Genomic DNA, 20932 nt, shown 5'->3' on the forward strand with positions numbered 1-20932 from the left:
CGCGCCGGCGCCCGCCCGGTCTCGGGCGCTCAGCGCAGCGGCGGGCGCGCCCTCAGCTGTGCCCGGTCCGCCGCCCGCGCCCCCTCGGTCCACCCCGCCTCGTCGCTCACTCCGCGCAGACGGGTGGTCGTCGTCTGCGGGAACATGCGGTCCAGCCGGTCGGTGACCGCGACGTCCCGGCTCGCCAGCACCGGGAGCAGGTCCTCGGTCACCTGGGTCCCGGCGGCGGCCGCCAGGCGGGTGCCGATGTGGTGGGCGTAGGCGGCCAGGAACGACTGGCGGAAGGGCTTGGTCCGTCTGCGGCCCCCGGCTTTCCCCCGCTCCCTCGCCCTCGCTCCGGCGGAGGGCGCCGCCACCGCCGCCTCCGCCCGCGTCATCGCGGTCGTGGCCTGGACGAGGAGCGAGGCGTAGAGCAGCTCGACCGCCTCCAGGTCGGATTCGAAGCCGACGACGGTGGAGAAACCGAGGGACTCGTTCCACACGGCACGGCAGTGGTTCGCCGTGGCGACGGCGTCCAGCAGCACCGCCTTGGCCTGCTCGTACGGCGGTTCGACGCCGATGCGACAGGCGCCCGGCGTGTCCGCTCCGGGCGCGTCCGCCGGCGCCCGGGCCGCGAGCAGGGCCTCGTCGATGCTGTGCCGGGCCATCAGTTCCTGGGCCTTCGCGCTGAGAGCCTCCGCCTCCTCCGGGAAGGCGGTCGCCTCCGCCTTGGCGAGCAGCGCACGGATGCGGGTCAGCATGCGGGACTCGGTCCGGGGACGCACCGCGGGGTTGCCGGACGGTTCGTCGAGCGGTTCGAGGGAGGGCAGCCGCAGCAGCAGGCGGTACAGCTCCAGGACGGCGGTGGCGTGGGAGAAGCGGTCGGCCGGGGCCGGCTCCCCGGCGGGCAGTTCGCCGAGCTGGGCCGCCCAGCGCCGGCCGCGCGGCCGGTCGTCCGGCGCCTGCGCCCGTATGAGGGCCGTCACCAGTCCCGCGTGGACCTCGCCCAGCTCCCGCCGCACGATCCGCACGACGTCGGCGGGCTGCCAGCCGCGCTGCCAGGCCGACGCGACGAACTCCCGCCCGCGCCGGGCCACTTCGTCGCCGGCCGCCGGGTCGGCCGCGAGCAGGGAGGCGCCGGTGTCGAGGGCGTCGTCGTCGGCGGCGTAGAGGGCGGCGCGGAAGGCGCGGTCGACGGCGCCGGGGTTGCTGGGCGTGCTCACCCGTCGATGGTGTCATGCCCGCGGGATCGTCTGTCCACAGGCTGTGGACAACGGGGGGGAGGGTGGCTTCACGGGGTGGGCGAGCCTGGGCCCGCGCGGAGCGTCGAGGGAACACACGGCTGAGCGTCCGCCAATTGTCAACTTCGGGTTGACGGCCGCCTGCCGTCAACCTACGGTTGACACATGTCGACGAACCCCGCCTTCACGTCAGCAGTCCGTCTCGACGACCTCATCGCCGCCATCAAGAAGGTCCACGCCGAACCCCTGGAGCAGCTCCAGGACGCGGTGATCGCCGCGGAGCACCTCGACGAGGTGGCCGACCACCTGATCGGCCACTTCGTGGACCAGGCGCGCCGGTCCGGAGCCTCCTGGACCGACATCGGCAAGAGCATGGGCGTCACCCGGCAGGCCGCCCAGAAGCGCTTCGTGCCGAAGGAATCGCTCGACCTCGACCCCAACCAGGGCTTCAGCCGCTTCACCCCGCGCGCCCGCAACACGGTCATGGCCGCCCACAACGCGGGCAAGTCCGCGGGCAACACGGAGGTCCTGCCCGAGCACCTCGTCCTGGGTCTGCTCGCCGAACCGGAGGGAATCGCCGCCAAGGCGATCGCCGACCAGGGCGTCACGCTCGACGCGGTCCGTGAAGCCGCGACCGCCGCCCTGCCGCCGGCCTCGGCAGAGGCCCCCGAGCTCCTCCCCTACGGCCCCGCCGCGAAGAAGGCCCTGGAGCTCACCTTCCGCGAGGCGCTCCGCCTCGGCCACAACTACGTCGGCACCGAGCACGTCCTGCTCGCGCTGCTGGAGCACGAGAACGGGCGGGGCGTCCTCAGCGGCCTCGGCATCGACAAGGCGCGGACCGAGGCGTACGTCGCTCGGGTCCTGGCGCTGCTGGTCGAGACCCGCCCGGAGGAGCAGCAGGGCGAGGGCGACCGCCCGGCCTGACGGCGACCGCCCGCCTGGCGAGGACCGCCCCCGGCCTGGCGGCGCCCGGGCCGGGCGGTGGCACCCGGGCGGCGTCCTCACCGAGCGCCCGGCGGACGCGCGGCGCACCCTTCGGGTCCGGCCCCATATCCATCCGGCCTGACCCCGCACCCGTCGGTCCGGCACCACGCCCGTCGGCCCGGCCCCGCACTCATCGGTCCGGCACCACGCCCGTCGGCCCGGCACCACGCCCGTGGGTCCGGTCCGGACCGGGTGCCCGACCGGTCTGCTCCGCCCGGCAGCCCCCTGACCACCCGGGACCACCCCGGACCATCCCTGACCGCCCCGTGCGCCCCCGGCCCGAGCGAAAGCACGGCCCGGGCCGAGGCCGCACAACCCCGCAGGCCGGGCCGGGTGCCCCGGGCGGATGCGCTGGTCGCGGGGTTGTCAGAGCCGGGTGCGAGACTCGCGGACATGACCGGACGGTGGGCCCTGGCTCCCGCCGAGGACGGCGGCGCGGACGTCGCCCCCCTCGGCGCGGACGGGCTGCCCGCCGGGCCGGTGCGCCGGGAGCCCCGTCTCGCCGAGGCGGTCCGCAGCCGTCCGGACGTCACCCGCTGGGTGTGGCGCTCCACCACCGAGGTCCATCCGCACCTGCTCGCCGCCGGCGTGCGCGTGGAGCGGTGCTACGACGTCGAGAGCGCCGAGACGCTCCTCCTCGGCCACGAGGGCCGCTACGGCGAACCCCGCTCGGCGGCCGCCGCCCTGGCCCGGCTGCGCGGCGGCCCCGTCCCGCCGGACCCGCCGCAGCGCTCCGCCGAGCCGGGCGCGCAGTCCGCGCTGTTCGAACCCCGGGGCGCACACCTGCCGCTGGCGGACCTGATCGAGGTGTACGCCGGCCAGCAGCGACGGCACGACCGCGCGGCCCACCCGGACCGCATGCGCCTGCTGACGGCGGCCGAGTCGGCGGGGATGCTGGTGGCGGCGGAGATGAACCGCGCGGGCTTGCCCTGGAGCGCGGACGTGCACCGTGAGGTGCTCCACGAACTGCTCGGCGAGCGGTACACCCGCGGCGGAGAACCCCGCCGCCTGGCCGAACTGGCCGACGAGGTCTCGACCGCCTTCGGCCGCCGGGTGCGGCCCGATCTGCCCGCCGACGTGGTCAAGGCGTTCGCCCAGGCCGGCATCAAGGTCAGGTCCACCCGGCGCTGGGAGATCAAGTCCGTCGACCACCCGGCGGTGAAGCCCCTGCTCGAGTACAAGAAGCTGTACCGGATCTGGGTCGCCCACGGCTGGTCCTGGCTGCAGGACTGGGTGCGCGACGGGCGGTTCCGGCCGGAGTTCCTGGTGGGCGGCACCGTGACCGGGCGCTGGGTGACCCACGGCGGTGGCGCGCTGCAGATCCCCAAGGTCATCCGGCGTGCCGTGGTCGCCGACCCCGGCTGGCGGCTCGTGGTCGCGGACGCCGACCAGATGGAGCCGCGTGTGCTCGCCGCGATCTCCCGCGACCCCGGCCTGATGGAGGTGGCGGGGCGTGGGACCGACCTGTACCAGTCGGTGTCCGACCGGGCCTTCTCCGGCGACCGGGCGCAGGCCAAGCTCGCCGTGCTCGGCGCGATCTACGGCCAGACCTCGGGCGACGGCCTGAAGAACCTCGCCGCCCTCAGACGCCGCTTCCCCAAGGCGGTCGCGTACGTCGACGAGGCGGCACGGGCCGGCGAGGAGGGCCGGCTCGTGCGGACCTGGCTGGGACGCACGTGCCCGCCGGCCGCCGCTGCCGGGGACGACGCCGCCGAGGAGGCCGGCATCCCCGTCGCCGCCGACCAGCCGTCCGGGGAGCCGGCCGAACAGCAGTGGATGCCGGGATACGCCTCGACGAGCGCTCGCGCCCGCGGCCGCTTCGCCCGCAATTTCGTCGTCCAGGGCAGCGCCGCCGACTGGGCCCTGCTGCTCCTGGCCGCGCTCCGGCGGTCCTGCCGGGACCTGGCGGCCGAGCTGGTCTTCTTCCAGCACGACGAGGTGATCGTGCACTGCCCGCAGGAGGAGGCGGAGACGGTCGTCGAGGCCATCCGGGAGGCGTCGGAGCTGGCGGGACGCCTGACGTTCGGGGACACGCCGGTGCGGTTCCCGTTCACGACGGCGGTGGTGCAGTGCTATGCGGACGCCAAGTGAACGAACGAGGACGTCCGGGCCGCCGTTGGTGATGGCCGCCCGCGCGGCCGCCTGGGCGCGCCGTGCGGTGGTGGCCACCCCCTCGGCCGCCCGGGTCCGCCGTCCCCGAGTGACGGCCGCCCCGGACCGCGTGCGGTGGTGGCCGTTCCCGCGGCCGCCCGGAAGCGCCGCCCCCGGGTACGCCGACCGACCGGACGCCGCCTCAGGGGGCGCCGGCCGCCCCGGCCAGCAGCTCCCGCAACTCCTCGACGACGGCCTTCGCGTCCGTGCCGTCCAGTGCCGTGAGCGCGGAGCGCCACTCCTCGTGCGCCTCCTCGATGCGGCCCTGGTCCCGCAGCAGCAGCCCGCGCTGGTGGCGGGCGAGGCTGCCCGCATAGCGGTCGGCGCGGGCATCGGCGCGGCGCAGCAGTTCGGCGCACTCCCGCTGGGCGCGCCGGGCGTGGCCCAGCCGGCGCAGCGCACGGACGAGGCCCAGCCGGGTACGGGACTCGCCCTGCCAGTCGCCGTGCCCGCCGAGGATGCGCAGGCTCTCCTCGAAGTGCGCCGCGGCGGCCTCCGGTTCGCCGAGGCTCAGGTGGGCGTGGCCGATGTTGCAGTGCGCGGTGTGCCGCAGGGTGACGGCGCCGATCTGGTCGCCGATGGCGAGGGAGTGCCGGTGCTGTTCGATGGCGGCCCGGGGGTCGGTGTGCCCGTAGAGGGTGCCGAGGTGGCTGTGGGTGACGGCCTCGCCGTGGGGGTCGTTCAGCCGGCGTGAGTACGCGAGGCTCTGCCGCAGTGCCTCGCCCGACTCGGCGTACCGGCCGAGTCCTTCGAGGAGCAGCCCGCGGTGGTCGAGGCAGCCCCGGATCCTCGAGACGACGCCGAGCCGCCGCCACAGTTCCAGTGACCGGTCGTTGAGGGCGAGGGCGTCGCTGTGGCGGCCGGTCAGGTAGTGCAGCGCCGCGAGGTCGCCCAGGGCGTGGGCCTCGGCCGCCGTGTCCCCCAGTGTGCGCGCCGTCACGAGCCCGGCCCGCCCCAGTACCTCCATCTCCGCCACCCGGCCGCTGCGTTGGGCGTAGGGGAAGAAGAGCCGGACGAGGAGGGAGACCCGTGCCGCCCGGCGGTCGTCGGCAGCGACCGCGCCGGTGGGAGGGGGTGAGGTGGCCGGCGCGGCGGCGTGGGTGTGCGGGGCGCTGAGCGCCGTGCCGTGCCGGACGGTGGACGACCGGCTGGGCTGAACGCCGCGTGACTGCCCGGGCCGCGTGCCGGACGGGGGGCCGGGCCGGGTGTCGGACGGCCGATCCCGCTGGGCGGCGGGGGCGGGGCAGCATGCCTGACGGGGGTCGGACCCGAGGCGCTCCGGACCGCTCCGGTCGTTGTGAGCCGAGGCCGCGGCGTCCACGGGGGTGGACGGAGCGGCGTCGGCCACCGCAGCGGAGCGCGGGACAGCGCCGGCACCTCCGGAGCCGGGTGGAAAGGCCTCGGCGTACGGCGGGCCGAGCGCGCCGGCGTGGCGTTCCGCCAGGGCGACGACGTTCTCCAGTTCGGCGTCCGCCCAGGCGAGGGCGTCCTCAGGGCAGCAGAACGGTGAGACGGAACGCAGGTCGGCCGCGTGCTCGGGCGGCTGCGCGGCGGTGGGGCGGCAGCGGTCCTCCCGGTCGAGGCCGGGCTCGGCGACCGCGGTGAGGGCGTGCTGGGCGACGGCTGCGTACCAGCGCAGGGCGGCTTCGACGGGGTCCGCGCCCCTGGCCGTCACCGTATCCATGACCGTGCCCGTACCTGTGCCCGCGGCCGTGGCCCCGCCCGTGAACGTGTTCTCGCCCGTGAACGTGGCCTCGCCCGTGGACGTGGGCGCGCCTGTCGCCGTGGGCGTCTCGGTGAGTTCACGAGCGAAGTCCCGCACGAGGTCGTGCGGGGCGTAACGGCCGTACGCCGTCTCCTCCAGCAGAGCCACGTCGACGAGGCGGTCGAGGGCGGCCTCCGCGCGGGGCTCGTCGGTGCCGGTGAGGCGGGCCAGCAGGCGCGCGCCGTACGTGGGGAGGTCGAGCGCGCCGATGTGCCGCAGCGTCAGGGCCGCGTCCCGGTCGGCCTCCCGTTCCGAGGCGGCGAGCGCGTCGTGCGCCACGGCCAGGGAACGGCGCACGCTCAGGTCGTCGTACTCCAGGTGGTGCAGCCTTCCCTCCGTGGCGGCCAGTTGGCCGGCGAGCACGTCCGGGGTGAGGGCCTGGCGGGCGGCGAGCCGTGCGGCGACGACGCGCAGGGCGAGCGGGAGCCGGCCGGTCAGCTCGACGAGTGGATGACCGGCGTGGAGTCCGTCCCGCCCGGAGACCGCGCGCAGCAGCGCCGCGCTGTCCTCGCCGGACAGCGGTGCGAGCGCGAAGCGGCGGGCCGCGTCGAGGGCGGTGAGCGGGGAGCGGCTGGTGACGATCACCGCGCAGCCGCCGCCGGCGGGCAGCAGCGGGCGGACCTGCGCGGCGCTTTCCGCGTCGTCCAGCAGCAGGAGCGTGCGCGTGGGTGCGAGCAGCGAGCGCAGCAACGCGGCCGCCGCGCCCGGGTGGTCGGGGATGTGCCGCGGCCCGGTGCCCAGGTCGCGGAGCAGGGCGCGCAGCGCCTGGCCGGGGGTGAGCGGGGTCATGCCGGGGGTGGCGCCGTGCAGGTTGAGGTAGAGCTGACCGTCGGGGAAACGTTCCAGCAGTCCATGCGCCACGTGCAGTGCGAGGGCGCTCTTGCCCACGCCGGCCATGCCGCTGAGGACGGCGACCGGGCTCCCGCCGACGTCACCGAACCCGTCCTCGGCGGTCAGGTACAGCCGCAGGGCCTGCTGGACGTCGTCGCGCCCGGTGAAGTGGGCCGGAGGCGGGGGAAGTTGCGCCGGTCGGGGTGATGGGGCGGCGTCGCCCTGCGTGGACCGGAGGGGACCGGCATTGGCGACGACGGGGCCGGAAACCGTCTCGGACGCGGGAGCGGGAGCGGGACCGGCCTGCGCAGCGGAGTCGGTGACGGGCTCGGAAGCCGATTCGGGACCGCAGCCGAGGGCAGCGGAGGAGCCGGCCGCACGAGCGGTATCGGCCTCGGTGGACGAATCGGCCGCAGGAGCCGTACCGGCCGCGGCGGACGAACCGGCCACCGGAGCCGTACCGTGGGCGGCGGACGTACCGGCCACAGGAGCGGTACCGGCGGCAGCAGAGGAACCGGCCACAGGAGCGGTACCGGCGGCGGCAGAGGAACCGGCCGCCGACGCGGTGCCGGCCCCGGACACGCGCCCGGCAGCTGGAGCGGCACCGACCCGTGCGGCACGGTCCGCGGCCGAAGCGGCGTCCGCCTCGGGGACGGGGCCCGCACCAGGGGCGGGCCGGGCACCCGGGGTGGGCCGGGTATCCCGGGTGGGCGAGGTATCAGGTGCGCGGCCGACGGCCGGGGCCGAGCTGTCCTCGGCCTGCGCGACGACTCCCCGCAGCACCTCCAGGTGCGCCTCGCGCACGGCCGCACCCGGTTCCACGCCGAGTTCGTCCACCATGCGGGCCCGCAGGTCGCGGTGGACGGCCAGCGCCTCGGCCCGTCGGCCGGTCCGGTGCAGGGCGATCATCAGCTGACGGTGGTACGCCTCCCGCATCGGGTGCTCGGCGGCGAGGGCCGTCAGCTCCGGGACGAGACCGGCCGGCCTGGTGCCGCCGACGGCCAGCTCGGCGTCGTACCGCCACTCCAGGAGCAGCAGCCGCGCCTCCTCCAGACGCTGGACGACGGAGTACCGCCCGAGCCCGGCAGGCAGTCCGCCGAGCGGCGTGCCCCGCCAGAGTTTCAGGGCCGCCGCGCACGCGCGCAGCACCCGCACCCAGTCCTGGTCCGCGTGCGCCAGGCGTGCCTCGGCGAGCCGTGCCTCGAAGACGTGCACGTCGAGTTCGCCCCGGCGGACCCGCAGGACGTATCCGGGCGGTACCGCGCGCAGCCGCTGCGGGTCGTCGAGCAGCCGGCGCAGACGGGCCACGTGGTTGTGGAGCGAGGCACGGGCGGAGGCCGGCGGCGCGCCGTCCCACAGCGCTTCCTGGAGCGACTCGACGGAGACGACACGGCCGGCCTCCAGCAGCAGCGCGGCCAGCAGGGCCCGCACCTTCGGGCTGCCGATGGGCCTGGCGACGGGAGGACCGGCGGCGCCCTCCCGGCCGGCCACGCCGTCCCGGCCCGCCGGCCCCTTTTGATGAGCTGCTGCGCCGCCCCCGGCCGCCACGACGGGACCGGCCGGCTCGTCCGCACCGGGCGGTTCGTAGAGGGCTGGTGGCCCCAGCAGTCCGAACCGCAGCTCGCACCGCATCACGCAGTCCACTGCCTTTCCCGGCGGTCACTTGCCGACCGCACCACCCGGCGGTTCCTCGCCGTCACGGCGGATGTCCGCATCCCTGGCAGGCGGTAGCCCGCCCTCCTGACGGAAGCCCGCCGCACCGCAGCGCTCTCCTGCCACGTCTGCGCCGCGGGACCCGGCCGCAGTCCCGTGCGGTGCGGGCCGCGGCCCGATGCCTCCCGGCTACTTCAGGCCAACTGGCCGACAATCACCGGGCAAACCATTGGCCATATGTTAGCGATCTGTTGGCGCGATCTGATGTGATCACGCCATCGGATGCGGTCCGACGGTGCGCGGTACGACGCGTAACTCGGGGGAGTGTCGCCGCCGGCCGGATCCGGGGAGGCAGTGGGGCCCCGGTCGTCAGAGGTGAACGACCGGGGCCCCGTCCTGCGCCCACCCCCGAACGGCATCCCGGAACACGCGCTCCCCCACGACGCTCCGGAAGATCGACGTGTACGAGGACCGGCAGGCCTGGAACGGGCCGCAGCCCCCGGAGGGAAGCGCCAGGCGTACGACTGGCCGACGGGGTTCGCGCGATTCAGGATCGAGGTCTTGGATCCGAAGCGGGCATGGCTGACCGACGAGGCACTGGCCACCCTCACGAGCGCGCTCGGACACTCACTACGACAGCTCCTCACCCACCCGGAGCGCTGGGACCGGGCAGATCACTGCCCTGACGCCCTGCTCGCCCGTGTCACCGGCTCAGCGACGTCCCGCACCGCGCCGCACGAGCTGATGGCCACCCCAGCCACCGGCCACGGCGGCTCCGACAGCGGCAGGCCACACAACCGCCTCCGGAGCCCCCAGCGCCGACAGCAACGCCCCCACCGCTCCGAACGCGGCCACAACGCCGGCGAAGCACACCGCGAACCGGAACCTCTCCGCGATCCAGTTCTCCTGCCTCATGAATCCCCCAGCCGACCGGCCACCCTCGGACAGCCGGATCCCATGGACGCCCGGTAGCAGCCCACATACCCCGTGAGACGCCCGGTAGGGCCCCACGCACCCCCGTGCGGGCGGGGCAACGGAATCCCAACATCCGTTCCGCGCCCGCTGTCGGCGCCGTGCCCGCTGAACACCGAACCCCCAGGCCGACAATGTCGGCCTGGGGGTTCCGATGGAGCCGCCTTCGGTATTCCAATCCGAGAGCTACGCATTACGAGGGCTGACAGGATCGCGACTGCGAGTTTCAGGACCTGCCGCGACATCCGGTTTGCCAGGTCATAGGCGTGCGGCCGTGGATCCCCATGACACCCGGTCCACCGAGTGCCGCACCGTCCGCTCACGCATTGCTCACGCGTTCCGTCACGTCGTCCAGCCCGAGACTGGCATGCCCGCTCAGCCTGCGTACGTAGGTGGGGCTGCTATCAGCCGACCCGCTGCATTGCCTTCCGGCGCCGTTCCGCCACTGCCGAACCAGACTCGCGGCGGGCCATCCTGCGCAGGACGGAGGGGGCGAGCGACAGTCCGGCGACCGCCCAGACGCCCAGCACCCCTGCCGTCTCCAAATGTCGCCAGGACTCGCCGATCTCGGCGGCGACAGCGTCGGCTGGAAGCAGCGCCGAGCGGAGGCCGAGCCCGAGCCAGTACACGGGGAAGACCTGCCCGACGGTCTGCAACCACTCGGGCAGCTTCGTCAGCGGAAAATAGATACCAGAGATCACGACGAGCCCCATCACCGGGAGCATCAGCAGCCCGACGGTGCGAGGGCTTTCCACAAGGGCCCCGATGACGGCGCCGATCGGCAGGCTCGCCAGGAGGCCCAACGGCACGACCCACAGCAGTGTCAGCCATCCTCCGCCCCCCTGCCGGGCCACACCGTCGACCAGGAACACACCGGCAACCAGAGCAAGAGCCATGGAGACCAGCGCCGTACCCGACACCAGGATGATCTTGCCGACCAGGTGACCGACCATGCCGTGCGGCACGGCCTTCGCCCGCAGCAGAGTGCCGTCCTCGCGCTCGGCCGCGAGCAACTGTGCCGTGGTCATCACCCCAGTGAAGGCAAGCGTCATTCCCAGCATGCTCGGCAGCATGAATGCACCGGCCGAGATGCCCGCACCCTTCAGCGGATCGTCCCTGACGAGGAGCATCGGCACGATCAGCAGAACTGTCCACAGGGCGTGCCCGAACAGGTCCTGCCCCGTGGTGAAGGTCTGCCGCAGCTCCGTCCAGCCGCGCCGCACCCCGGCTCGCGCCGCATACCACACCGGGTTCATCGCGTTCCCCCGCCAAAGGTGTGTGCCGCCCGTTCGCCGGAGGCGTTTCCCGCCTCCCACTCCCTGACCATCAGCAGGTAGGTGTCCTCAAGATTCGCCCGGCGCACCTCCAGGTCGCCGATCGCGCCGCCGTGCTCCTCGAACAGTCGACGGACGAACTGAGTGGGCTCCGCCGTCTCCTGCCCGAAAGGCTGCCCGTCCCGCGTCCAGCGCACAGTGGCCTCGGCCGACGCCTGCCGGGACAGTTCCTCGGCGGATCCGTCAGCGACGATCCGGCCGCCGGCCAAGATGAGGATCCGGTCAGCAAGCTTCTCCGCTTCGGCCAGATCGTGGGTGGTCAACAAGACCGTGGTGTTCTCGTCCGCGAGCCCGCGCACCAGGCCGTGAAACTCGTTCCTGGCCTCCGGATCCAAGCCGGCCGTCGGCTCGTCAAGGAACAGCAGTTCGGGCCTGCCCACGATGCCGATGGCCACGTCGAGCCGCCTGCGCTGCCCCCCGGACAGTGCGCCGACCCGCTTGTACGCCTGCTCCGTCAGCCCAACGGCGGCCAGGAGTTCGTCGACGCCCCACGGACGACGCACGAGCGGGGTCGAGTACGGCGCGTAGTACGAGCCCAAATGGGCCAGCAAGTCCCGTACCCGCCACTTACCGTGGTCGCGCCAAGACTGCAGCACGATGCCGAGCCGCGCTCGCCACCGCTCGTCCCCATGCGCCGGATCGGTGCCCAGCACGGCGACGTCGCCAGCCGAACGCATCCGGAAGCCCTCCAGGATCTCGATCGTGGTCGTCTTACCAGCGCCGTTCGGGCCGAGCAGAACGAGTACCTCACCCCGCCGCGCCGTAAAGCCGACCCCCTTCAGTACGTCCTGACTGCGATAGCCCATCCATAATTCGCGTACGTCGATGACCGTGTCGCTCTGCGGCGGTGCACCGCCCCGTCCATAGAGCGACGTATGACCAGTCGTCACGGTGATCCCCCCATCCTGGTCCATGGACCGTGGCTGTGTGTGTCGGTGTGCCTGGTCAAGAGCCCCGTTGGCCCGTGGTCCGTGTCGCGAGACCGTGTCTGCGGCCGCGACTGCCTGCCCTCGGGCAGCCCTCCGCCACCTTCCCCGACCGAACACACTACCGAGCGGCAGGCGCGGCTCACGGCGCTGCCTGTGCTGTAGGTGTCGTCGCCGCTGCGGTGGTCGAGCATCGGCAAGCAGGCCCGACTCGTCATCGGTTCACTGGCGACAAGCATCGCCATCGCCTTACCAGATACCCCACGGTCAATACAGGCATCGCCCCGCGCCTGGAAGGCATTTAGAGACATTACCCAACTCCGACAACCCGCTTCGTTTCAGGGAGGAGCATCAAGCAGCTGCTCGATCAAGAGGTTGCGCAGACATGAAGGGACTCAACAAGGCACTAACGGGGTACCAACGGCCGCGACACTGCAAGGTGAGCACAGCAGCCATGAACGGCACCCTTACCTATGCGAGAAATGTTCCAGAGCCCCGGCCAGGGGAAGTTGACTTGAAATAGTCACATATCAGACCTCCCATTCGACCCACTCTTGCATTTCCTCTTTCCTCTCATAGTATTGACCTGCCAGCCAGCGCGCCATCGCCGCCTTATCTTCCTCAGCAAACTCAGCGGCAGCCAGTCCCGCCAACCTTCGGTTAAGCCCCTATCGACCGACCAGCACCGGCCAGCTGAAGGTTTGTCGGGGCACCGCGGACACTACAGACTGCGGATCGACCATATCTCTCACTACCTGGCCGATAAACAACTCGAAGAAGGCCACCTCCTACACGCAATCGCCTCCTCGTTGATATCCCGGGTGGGCCAGCAGGCCAGGAGTCTGGATGCTGCGCCCACCTGCAAGTCCCACACTGAAAGGCCCCCCACATGCCACAGTCCCTGTGGAAACGCCACGGCATGGTGCTGACCGCTGGCGCCGTGTGCATCCTCGTCAACGGAAAGGGCATCGGGCCGTTATGGCTCGTCGGGCTCGCCCTGCTGGTGACAGGTCTGCTGATGCGGCGGGCGATGACACGTGCCCAGCGCCCGCCGAGCGAGGAGGCCCCGCCGTGGGCACTGGACATCCCCGTGAGTGGCCGCTGGATGGCCCGCAACGGGCCCGCCACCAAAGTGCCCAGCCACACCCACAACCTCGCGCAGACGTACGCCATCGACCTGGCCCGCCGCCCGGCGCCGGAACCTGTGTGGCTGTGGCCGCTGACGCGACGCCCCGAGTCCTACCCGTCCTTCGGTGAACCGCTGCTCGCCCCCGCGGACGGCCGGGTGGTCGCCGCCACAGACAGCCAGCGCGACCACCTGACGCGTACTTCCCTGGCCGGCTTGTTTTACGTACTGCCGGAGGGTTTCGTGCGCTCCCTCGGCCTTCCGCGTCACCTGCTCGGCAACCACCTGATCCTCGACTTGGGCAACGGAGCGTACGCCGTCTTCGCACACCTGCGGCGCCACTCGCTGAACGTGGCCGTGGGGGATCACGTGACGGTTGGTCAGGCTCTGGCCGAATGCGGCAACTCCGGGAACTCCGCAGAGCCCCACCTGCACTTCCAGCTGATGGACGGCCCTGACATCACCTCAGCCCGAGGGCTGCGCTTCACCTGGCGGTACCAGGACGACGACGGCCGCGAGCACGAAGGCGTACCCGCCGACAACACCTGCTTCGTCCCAGTCCGGACCGCCCCAGCCGACCCCTCAGAACCCTACGCCTCGTCATAGCCGGGATCGAGCGCGAAGCGGACCGACTGGACACGGCCGTCCGAGGCAAACTCGCCGAAGGCGAAGACTTCCTGCGGCCGCTTCGGGTTCCCGTCCCGGCTGGTGGTGTAGCGGGCCGCGAAGCGGTTGCCCTCTCGCAGCGTCTCGTGCACCTCCACCGGGTAGGTGTGGCCCAGCTTGCGCCCTTCTTCCAGCGCCTTTAGGACGCCCGAGCGCTGCATCACCTTTCGCCCGACCTGGTGCAGTGCGTCGGGGGTGTGGAAACGGTCGTACGCCTCGGCGGCCGGCACCGTCACGTCGTATCCGGCCGCGTAGTAGGCCCGCAAGTAGTGCGCCGGGTCCTGGGCGGGCGTCGGTTCCTCTCCCTCGGCGGGCGGCAGTGCGGGCGAGGTTCCCGGCGCGGGGCGGGCCGCGCTGTCGAACGGCTCGTCCCGGTCCCGCCCCGACCAGCCGGGCCGGGTGGCGGAGAAGGCGGTCGTACGGGCCACCCGCCCGTCCTCGGCCAGTTCGGCGAAGACGGCCGCTTCCGTAGCAGACTGAATCTTCCCCAGCATGGGCGTGCTGATCGTGTATCGGGCGGCGGCGCGGCGTCCTTCCACTGTCACTTCGTGGATGTACAGCTCGTACGACGCCCCGAGAGAACGCCGGGAGCGGAGGCTGCCCAGAATTTTGTCGCGGTCCCAAATCCGGCCGTTGACCTGGTGTGTGCCATCGGGCAGGTGATAGCGGTCCCAGACCTCCGCGACCGGGTCGCTGCCGTCGATGGCATCGGCATGGTAGGCACGCAGGTACCCGGCGAAGTCCTCCGCGGCGGTGGGGCGGTGGCTGACACTCATGAAGCTCTCCTGCTTTCCTCTGTGGGGGTTGAATTGTGCTCTGTGGGGGTGGGGCCGCCGTTGGGTCCCAAGGGCGGCACGGCGGTGATGTGAAACTCGCGGTGGAGGGCGGACATCGCGGCGAGGTGGCCGCACATGCCATGGACGCTGGGGCCGGGTGGCGTCGACGCCGAGCACAGGTACACCCCGGGCAGTGGTGTGCGGTACGGGTTCCAGGCGGGTGTGGGCCGGAACACGGACTGCGTGAGTGTGATGGCTCCGGCGCCGATGTCCCCGCCGGGATAGTTCGGGTTGTAGGTCTCGTACTCGGCCGCCGGCACGCCGTGCGCCGCGATGACCGTGTCGGCGAAACCGGGTGCGTACCGCTCGATCCGGCGGGTGATCAACGGCACCGGATCCTGAGTATCGCCGTTCGGGACGTGCGCGTACGCCCATATCGGGCGGCGCCCGCCGACGGCTCGGCCGGGATCGGTCACAGCTGGGTCGACCAGCAGGACGAAAGGCTCCTGTCCGGCCTTGCCCCGGGCAGCGGCATTCTCCGTCGCGAACATTTCGGCACGTGTACCGCCCACGTGTACGGTCCCGGCTCGTCCCACCTCCGGGTCGGCCCACGGAATGGGCTCGCTGACCAGGAAGTCAGCCTTCGCCGCGCCTGGACCGTAACGGAAGCGTTCCAACGCCCGGCGGTAGCGGGCCGGCAACCGGTCTCCGGCCAGCGTCAGCAGGCCGCGCGGCGTGGTGTCCAGCATGATCACCCGGGCGTTGAGCTCCGCGAGGTCGGTGATCTGTCGGCCGGTGTGCACCGCGCCGCCGTGCGCCGTCAGGTCGTCGGCCAGGGCCTCGGCGATGCGATGGCTGCCGCCCTGCGGCAGCGGCCATCCGGTCGCATGAGCCAGATGGCCGAGCAACAAAGCGATGGCGCCGGCAGGCAGGCTGGGCAACTGGCCCACCGCGTGCGCCGCGACTCCCGTCAGCAGTGCGCGGGCAGCCTCGGTGCGTAGTCCGTTGCCCCGCAGGAGATGGCCTAACACCCGTGGGCCCAGGAACAGCGGTACAGCGGGGTCGGGCGGCAAGGACCGCTGGCCGGAAAGCAGGAAGTCGGTGACGCCCAAGCTGTGTCTCACCAGCGGTGCCATCAACCGGTACCAGCGCTGCCCATCCGGACCCAGCCGGTCCCGCGTCTCGGCGAGGTCGCGGTACGCGAACGCAGCGACACCACCGTCCAGCGGGTGTGCGTAGGAAATGGGCGGCTGCAGCAGCCGTACACCGCGGGCCTGCAGGTCGAACGCGCGGAAGAACGCAGAGGCGGCCGCCATCGGGTGGACGGCAGCGCAGAGGTCGTGCCGTACCTCGGAGTCAAACAGGGCTTCGCCGCGCAGGCCGCCGCCGATGGCGGCAGCCTGCTCGTGGACCTCCACGGTCAGCCCGGCGCGCGCCATGGTAACGGCGGCGGCCAGACCGTTGGGGCCACTGCCTACGACCGCGACATCAACCCGTGTCATGCCAACGCGTCCTCGGTCGCGAACTGCCCACTGGCAAGCCGCCGGTAGACCGCGTCGGATTCGATGAGCTCTCGGTGGGTGCCGGCCGCCCGTACCCGTCCCTCCTCCATCACGATGATGCGGTCGGCCTGCACGATGGTGGACAGCCGGTGCGCGATGGCAAGCACGGCGCATTCACGACCGGCTTCCATGATCGCGTCGCGGAGCGCCGCCTCGGTGTCGCTGTCGAGGTGGGCGGTGACCTCATCGAGCAGGATCAGCTCCGGACGCTGCAGCAAGGTCCGTGCGATAGCGAGCCGCTGCCGCTGGCCGCCGGACAGGCCGGCGCCGCGCTCACCCAGCTCAGTGTCGAGGCCGTCGGGCAGAGCGGTGATGAATTCCTCCAGGCTGGCAAGCCGCAGCGCGCGAGCGATGTCGGCCTTGTCAGCCTCCGGGTTCGCGTACGTCAGGTTCTCGCGGATGGTGCCACGTAGGAGCGGTGCGTCCTGCTCGACATAACCGACCAACGAGCGCAGTTGGGTAAGCGGAAGGCCGGCGATGTCGTGGCCCGTAACCCGGATGGTGCCGGTGTCCGGCTGGTGAAAGCCCTCGATGAGCTGGAACGTCGTCGTCTTGCCCGTGCCGGAGGCGCCCACGATCGCGGTCAGGCCGCGACGCGGCACGGTGAACGAGACGTCCCTCAAGACCGGGGCATTCTCGTGGTAAGCGAAGCCGACGCCCTCGAAGCTGACCGCCGGCGCCGATTCCACGACGGACGCGCGCTCCTGCCGTTCTGTTGGCTGCCCGTCCTCCTGCTCCTCCTGCGGGATCGTCCCCAGCTCAGTCACGCGCTGGATGGCGGCGCGCCCCTGCTGGATCTGGGCGATCGACATGAAGAGCATCACCAACGGTGACACCAAATAGAAGAGGTACATCACGAACGATGTGAGGTCGGCAGGCGTGAGCGATCCGGTGGCGACCCGGGCCATACCCCAGGTGATGACGACGGCGAGCGAGAGCTGTGTGCCAACGTTCATCATTGGGGTGAGCAGAGAGCTGAATCCAGTGACCCGGATACCACTGCGTCGAGCCCGGTCGGCCAGCCGTATCAGCTGCTCGGTCTCCCGCTCTTCGGCGCGGGACGCCTTCACCGTTGTGATCGCGCCGAGCACCCGTTGCAGGCCCGAGCCGAATGCACCAATGTTCTGCCGGTTTTGCAGTGCGGCGCTCCGGACCTGACGGGCCAGCAGAAGCGCGCTGACGCTGGCCAGCCCCAGGCAACCAAGCGTGGTGAGCAGCAGCTTCCAGTCGAGCCTGGCCATCAGCACGATACCGCCGATCACCATGAAGACGGAAGTCACCACCTGCGCCAGGGCCTGGGCAATGACCAGGCAGGCGATGGAGGTGTCGGACACCGTGCGCGAGAAGACGTCACCGTGCTCCAAGCGCGAGAAGTGCGGAATCCGACTGCGCAGCAGACGGCCGCCGAGGATGCTTCGGGCATCGAACACGATGTTCTCGCCAGCCCTGCCGATGGCGTAGGCGTGGCCGGCACTCAGCGCCGCGTCCGCGACGAAGAACAGCGCGATGAACGTGACGGGCCAGGCCATGGGCTTGTCCAAGGCCACGGCCTCGATCAGTCGACCCAGCATCCAGGGCTGGGCGAGGGTGGCCGCCGCGCCGAGCAGGCCCATGCCGATACCGGCGATCAGCAGGACCCGGTGGCGGAGGACTATCTCCCGAAGGTTCATACCGGCTTGGTATAGGTGGCGACGAACAGTCCGGTCGCGGGGGCGTACTCGGTCCGCTGCCAGTCACTGTAGTGACCCTCTGTCTGCAGCCCGGCGTCCTGCGCGTAGCCGTCCACCTCGTCGGGCGTGAGCAGGCGGGCGACTTCGGTGCCGATGCGGTGGGTGCCGTCGGCCTCGAACCACACGGTGGACACCTGCCAAATCCGGTTGCCCATCAGAAGCGTGGCGTGCATCTGGATGCCGGTGTTCGGCTCCGGGTAGGGCACGAACATCGTGGTGCGCGTCAAGCCCTCGTGCTGAGCGACGACTCCCGGGCGGTTGTGGGTCTCGACCACCAGTCGGCCGCCGGGCCGGAGGTGTTCGGCCGCGCGGGCGATGGTCTCGCGCTGTCCCTCGGGGTCAAGGACCAGCGCGAGCGTGGAGCAGACGCAGTAGACCAGGCCGTATTGCTGGTCGCCACGGTAGGTCCGGATGTCGTCGAGCTCAGCGATCACCTGCCCTTCCCCGGACCGCTTCTCCAGGGCCCCAAGCATCTCCTGAGAAGAGTCCACCCCAGCGACCGGGCCGACGCGATGCGACAGTGGCAGCGCGATCCGGCCTGTCCCAACGCCGAACTCCAGCGTGCCCCAGGCAGGATCGGGGTGGAGTTCAGCCAGGGCCTCAACGGTGACCCGTGTGGAGGCGTCGTCCTGGAAGATGCGGTCGTACCAGCCCTCGAACTGTTTGCCGTAGCCAATGTCCGCGATTTTCATCGGTTCTCCGTTTCTCTTGGGTGAGGACACTCCTCGTAGCGGGAGCAATCGGTTCTCAGGCGGTCCGCAGAAAGACCGGTGACGCGGCACTCATCGCCTGGTAGGTGGAAACGTAGAGAACCTCTGGATTCTCACTTTCGTCGTGACCTGCGGCACGGACCACAGCGAATTGGAAGCCGCGGACATCGGCTGCATTCGGGGCGTCTCTGATCTGTCTCCGGATGAACTCAGACAGGACTCGAAAGGGTGGGGTTCCGGTTGGATCGCTCCCCTTGGCGATGTTCTTGATGATGGCAGTGCAGATATCGAACACTGCTTTTTCCGTCCGGCGGGACGAGAACCAAAACGCCTGGATCATCCTGCGGCTCTGGATCAGGTCGAGTTCGATCCAGGGGGATGTCTCATGGCTTTCGCCGAGGGTGCGGTAGAGGTAATGGTAGTCGTGCGTCGCGGGGTTCGGCGCAAAGAACTTCCAGTTGGGCACAAGAGAGAAGAGGTCCTTTTCCCGTGCACGCTCGAAAGCCGGATTCGGATGCTGCGCGGCCAGGGTGGTCACCAGCAAGGCGGCGCCTGCGAGACGCGTCACTGCGCCGGATCCTGTGAGTGCCTCCTTGAGGGATGCGGCGATGCTCACTTCTTCTCCCCAGCCCTTTCCGTCAACTTCCCGGCCGGGGCCGCCACGGTCGGCGCGCAGTGCTGGTCCACGAAGGCCGCGATCCGGTCTGCTGCGGTTCGCGCGTGGCGAGCGTCGGTCAGGATGGTGTCGTGACCGGCACGCTCCACGACGGTGACATCCCCGTGCTGGCTCGCCGCCTGGTGGGTCCGGACGATGTCGTTGTACATCAGCAGCTGTTCGGGATCCATGTCCACGGTTACCTGCGCGGCGACGACCAGGCCCGGTGCCGGCACCGGGGCCAGGCTCTCGTCGAAGGAGCGAAACTCCTCCTTAACCACCTCCCACTCCCGGGCTGCCGCACTCCATAGCCGTGCGTCGGTGTAGAGAGCGAAGACCTTCTGGCGATAGGCGTACGGCAGGTCGTCCACCCAGCGAGGGCGCGACATCAGCGCACCGCTGCCCAGCTTGGTCCAGCGCGCCATCTCCGTCAGGGAGTAAGTGAACATCTCACTGCCCTTCCGCTGCTTCTCCGACCGCACAAGCTGCCCCGGGTGAGTGGGGTCGAGGTAGACGACGCCCGCTACCCGCTCACCGAGCTGCGCCACCGCCCGGCGGTTGAGGTCCGCGCCCAAGGAATGCCCGATCAGCACCACCTTGCGGTCCTCGGGTAGTGCCTGGCGGACCAGGTCTTCCAGGTCGTCCACGGACTCCTGGATGGTGTATGGGGCCTGCTTCACCCGGCGGCTGGGGCCGTAGCCGGCTCGGGCGTACGTCACCACGGGGTATCCGAGGTCGAACGCCAACCGCTCGACCATCCACGCGAAGTGCTCGGGGGTCGAGGCGAGGCCATGGTTGAACACCAAAACCGGGCGGTTGTCGAGGCCCTGGCCTCCTGTGTCGTATAAGAGGACGTTGCCGTTCCGGGTGGTGACGCTCCGCGAGTTCGGCCAGCCCGCCACAGCCCGCGCGCGCCGCTGGGTCGCCAGCACGCCCGCACCGGCGACACCTCCGGCCAGCAGCACCAGCGCGGTCTTGACCATCCGGTCGTCCCGCCCGGCGACCGCCGGGAACGTCCGGGGCGCTGTCGTGTAGGCAATCATGGGATGCATGGCGGGAAACGCGGTCATGAACCGGCCCAGTCCCATGACGAACGCGTTGGCGACATGGAAACCTGCGGCCGAACCCATCATCGGTCGTGTCAACCGCCCACCTGCCAGATAGACGACGGGGAAAAGACATTCCATCGCCAGTACGGCATGCTGCGTCACCTTGCTGGCCCTGGGATAGCGCTGCGTCAGCCGGTAGGCGTGCTCGAAGCCGTAGGTGCGGGTCCGCATCACGCCAGGGAGAGCCGAACCGTCACGCCACTTCGTTCCCGCCAGCTTCGCCCAACCAGAGGCCGCGTAGGACATGTTGGCCTGGATCGCCAGGTACCACATCAAGGCGTCACTGACCTGCGGACTCTTCGACATCCGAGCAAGCCCGGTGACCGTCTGTACCTGTGTGGCGACCTGGTCCGAGCCGTCAGTTCCATAGCGGTGGCGGGCCTGCAAAAGGGTGGTGGTGGCGGCGAGGTAGAGATTGCCTGCTGCCCGCCATTTACTGTTGCCGGGCAACAACATTCCCAAGCTGCAGGCGACGCGCGTGGCATGCAGAGTCAGCGTGGTCCGCCTGCCGCTCACGGCGTTGGTGAGCTTCTGGATCACCGGGATCTTACTCTCCGGCGTCTGCTTCATGATCTCCCAGTCATTGAGACCACCCGGCGCCAAGTTCTGATGCTGGTGCAGGTATTCGAGAGAAGAGGAAAGGCTGGAGAGGGCCGCGAGGCGTTCGGATATCCCTATCGCGCGATCGCGGGGAATCGGAATTGGCGAAAACACCGAAGAAGCAAGTCTCTTTATTCGCGTCATGCCGAATTTTTCCTCCAC

General features: G+C 71.0%; 13 protein-coding genes. 3 read left to right on the plus strand and 10 right to left on the minus strand.

The window, feature by feature from the left end; genetic code table 11:
- Positions 1 to 29 precede the first annotated feature (29 nt).
- Complete coding sequence (locus ABZ920_RS18975) at positions 30 to 1202, minus strand: DUF2786 domain-containing protein (protein WP_361505836.1); 1173 nt, start codon at positions 1200 to 1202, stop codon at positions 30 to 32.
- 183 nt (positions 1203 to 1385) lie between these two features.
- Between ABZ920_RS18975 and ABZ920_RS18980 the strand changes: the two genes are divergently transcribed.
- Together ABZ920_RS18980 and ABZ920_RS18985 are read left to right on the plus strand one after the other, a co-directional pair.
- Entirely contained in the window at positions 1386 to 2144 is a 759-nt protein-coding gene (locus tag ABZ920_RS18980; RefSeq protein WP_361505839.1) for a Clp protease N-terminal domain-containing protein, read from the plus strand.
- A gap of 453 nt (positions 2145 to 2597) precedes the next feature.
- Entirely contained in the window at positions 2598 to 4295 is a 1698-nt protein-coding gene (locus tag ABZ920_RS18985; RefSeq protein WP_361505842.1) for a bifunctional 3'-5' exonuclease/DNA polymerase, read from the plus strand.
- Positions 4296 to 4497: 202 nt separating this feature from the next.
- On the opposite strand, the gene ABZ920_RS18990 is transcribed toward ABZ920_RS18985, so the two are convergent.
- The 3 genes from ABZ920_RS18990 to ABZ920_RS19000 all read right to left on the minus strand — a co-directional run bounded on the left by ABZ920_RS18990 (position 4498) and on the right by ABZ920_RS19000 (position 11716).
- Positions 4498 to 8583, minus strand: coding sequence for a BTAD domain-containing putative transcriptional regulator (locus tag ABZ920_RS18990; protein ID WP_361505845.1), 4086 nt, complete (start codon positions 8581 to 8583; stop codon positions 4498 to 4500).
- A gap of 1397 nt (positions 8584 to 9980) precedes the next feature.
- The gene (locus tag ABZ920_RS18995) at positions 9981 to 10832 is read right to left on the minus strand and encodes an ABC transporter permease (protein ID WP_361505848.1); all 852 of its coding nucleotides are present in this window, start codon (positions 10830 to 10832) and stop codon (positions 9981 to 9983) included.
- Positions 10829 to 11716 (minus strand): ABC transporter ATP-binding protein, encoded by an 888-nt coding sequence (locus tag ABZ920_RS19000; protein WP_361506052.1) that lies wholly within the window; start codon positions 11714 to 11716, stop codon positions 10829 to 10831. The genes ABZ920_RS18995 and ABZ920_RS19000 overlap by 4 nt, the downstream gene beginning before the upstream one ends.
- Positions 11717 to 12755: 1039 nt before the next feature.
- Between ABZ920_RS19000 and ABZ920_RS19005 the strand changes: the two genes are divergently transcribed.
- Positions 12756 to 13568 carry a M23 family metallopeptidase gene (locus ABZ920_RS19005; RefSeq protein WP_361505851.1) on the plus strand — a complete coding sequence of 271 codons (813 nt, stop codon included), beginning with the start codon at positions 12756 to 12758 and terminating at the stop codon, positions 13566 to 13568.
- Here ABZ920_RS19005 and ABZ920_RS19010 read toward each other — a convergent pair.
- Genes ABZ920_RS19010 through ABZ920_RS19035 form a run of 6 tightly spaced genes read right to left on the minus strand, consistent with a single transcriptional unit; the run spans position 13553 to position 20932 of the window.
- Entirely contained in the window at positions 13553 to 14404 is an 852-nt protein-coding gene (locus tag ABZ920_RS19010) for a nuclear transport factor 2 family protein (RefSeq protein WP_361505854.1), read from the minus strand. The genes ABZ920_RS19005 and ABZ920_RS19010 overlap by 16 nt on opposite strands.
- Entirely contained in the window at positions 14401 to 15906 is a 1506-nt protein-coding gene (locus tag ABZ920_RS19015) for an NAD(P)/FAD-dependent oxidoreductase (RefSeq protein WP_361505857.1), read from the minus strand. Before ABZ920_RS19015 ends, ABZ920_RS19010 begins: the two co-directional genes overlap by 4 nt.
- On the minus strand, positions 15903 to 17636 hold the full coding sequence (locus ABZ920_RS19020; RefSeq protein WP_361505859.1) for an ABC transporter ATP-binding protein: 1734 nt from the start codon (positions 17634 to 17636) through the stop codon (positions 15903 to 15905). Before ABZ920_RS19020 ends, ABZ920_RS19015 begins: the two co-directional genes overlap by 4 nt.
- Positions 17633 to 18388 carry a class I SAM-dependent methyltransferase gene (locus ABZ920_RS19025; RefSeq protein WP_361505862.1) on the minus strand — a complete coding sequence of 252 codons (756 nt, stop codon included), beginning with the start codon at positions 18386 to 18388 and terminating at the stop codon, positions 17633 to 17635. The genes ABZ920_RS19020 and ABZ920_RS19025 overlap by 4 nt, the downstream gene beginning before the upstream one ends.
- A 55-nt stretch (positions 18389 to 18443) precedes the next feature.
- Positions 18444 to 19022 carry a hypothetical protein gene (locus tag ABZ920_RS19030; protein ID WP_361505865.1) on the minus strand — a complete coding sequence of 193 codons (579 nt, stop codon included), beginning with the start codon at positions 19020 to 19022 and terminating at the stop codon, positions 18444 to 18446.
- Complete coding sequence (locus tag ABZ920_RS19035) at positions 19019 to 20932, minus strand: alpha/beta fold hydrolase (protein ID WP_361505867.1); 1914 nt, start codon at positions 20930 to 20932, stop codon at positions 19019 to 19021. The genes ABZ920_RS19030 and ABZ920_RS19035 overlap by 4 nt, the downstream gene beginning before the upstream one ends.

Origin of the sequence: Streptomyces sp. NPDC046831, from assembly GCF_040645305.1 — a bacterium.
In the GTDB taxonomy this organism is placed as follows: Bacteria; Actinomycetota; Actinomycetes; order Streptomycetales; family Streptomycetaceae; genus Streptomyces.

Excerpts from the sequence above, each read along its gene's own strand:
- ABZ920_RS18980 (WP_361505839.1), top strand. The coding sequence starts at position 1,386 with ATGTCGACGAACCCCGCCTTCACGTCAGCAGTCCGTCTCGACGACCTC.
- ABZ920_RS18985 (WP_361505842.1), top strand. The coding sequence starts at position 2,598 with ATGACCGGACGGTGGGCCCTGGCTCCCGCCGAGGACGGCGGCGCGGAC.
- ABZ920_RS18990 (WP_361505845.1), bottom strand. The coding sequence starts at position 8,583 with ATGCGGTGCGAGCTGCGGTTCGGACTGCTGGGGCCACCAGCCCTCTAC.
- ABZ920_RS18995 (WP_361505848.1), bottom strand. The coding sequence starts at position 10,832 with ATGAACCCGGTGTGGTATGCGGCGCGAGCCGGGGTGCGGCGCGGCTGG.
- ABZ920_RS19000 (WP_361506052.1), bottom strand. The coding sequence starts at position 11,716 with ATGGGCTATCGCAGTCAGGACGTACTGAAGGGGGTCGGCTTTACGGCG.
- ABZ920_RS19005 (WP_361505851.1), top strand. The coding sequence starts at position 12,756 with ATGGTGCTGACCGCTGGCGCCGTGTGCATCCTCGTCAACGGAAAGGGC.
- ABZ920_RS19010 (WP_361505854.1), bottom strand. The coding sequence starts at position 14,404 with ATGAGTGTCAGCCACCGCCCCACCGCCGCGGAGGACTTCGCCGGGTAC.
- ABZ920_RS19015 (WP_361505857.1), bottom strand. The coding sequence starts at position 15,906 with ATGACACGGGTTGATGTCGCGGTCGTAGGCAGTGGCCCCAACGGTCTG.
- ABZ920_RS19020 (WP_361505859.1), bottom strand. The coding sequence starts at position 17,636 with ATGAACCTTCGGGAGATAGTCCTCCGCCACCGGGTCCTGCTGATCGCC.
- ABZ920_RS19025 (WP_361505862.1), bottom strand. The coding sequence starts at position 18,388 with ATGAAAATCGCGGACATTGGCTACGGCAAACAGTTCGAGGGCTGGTAC.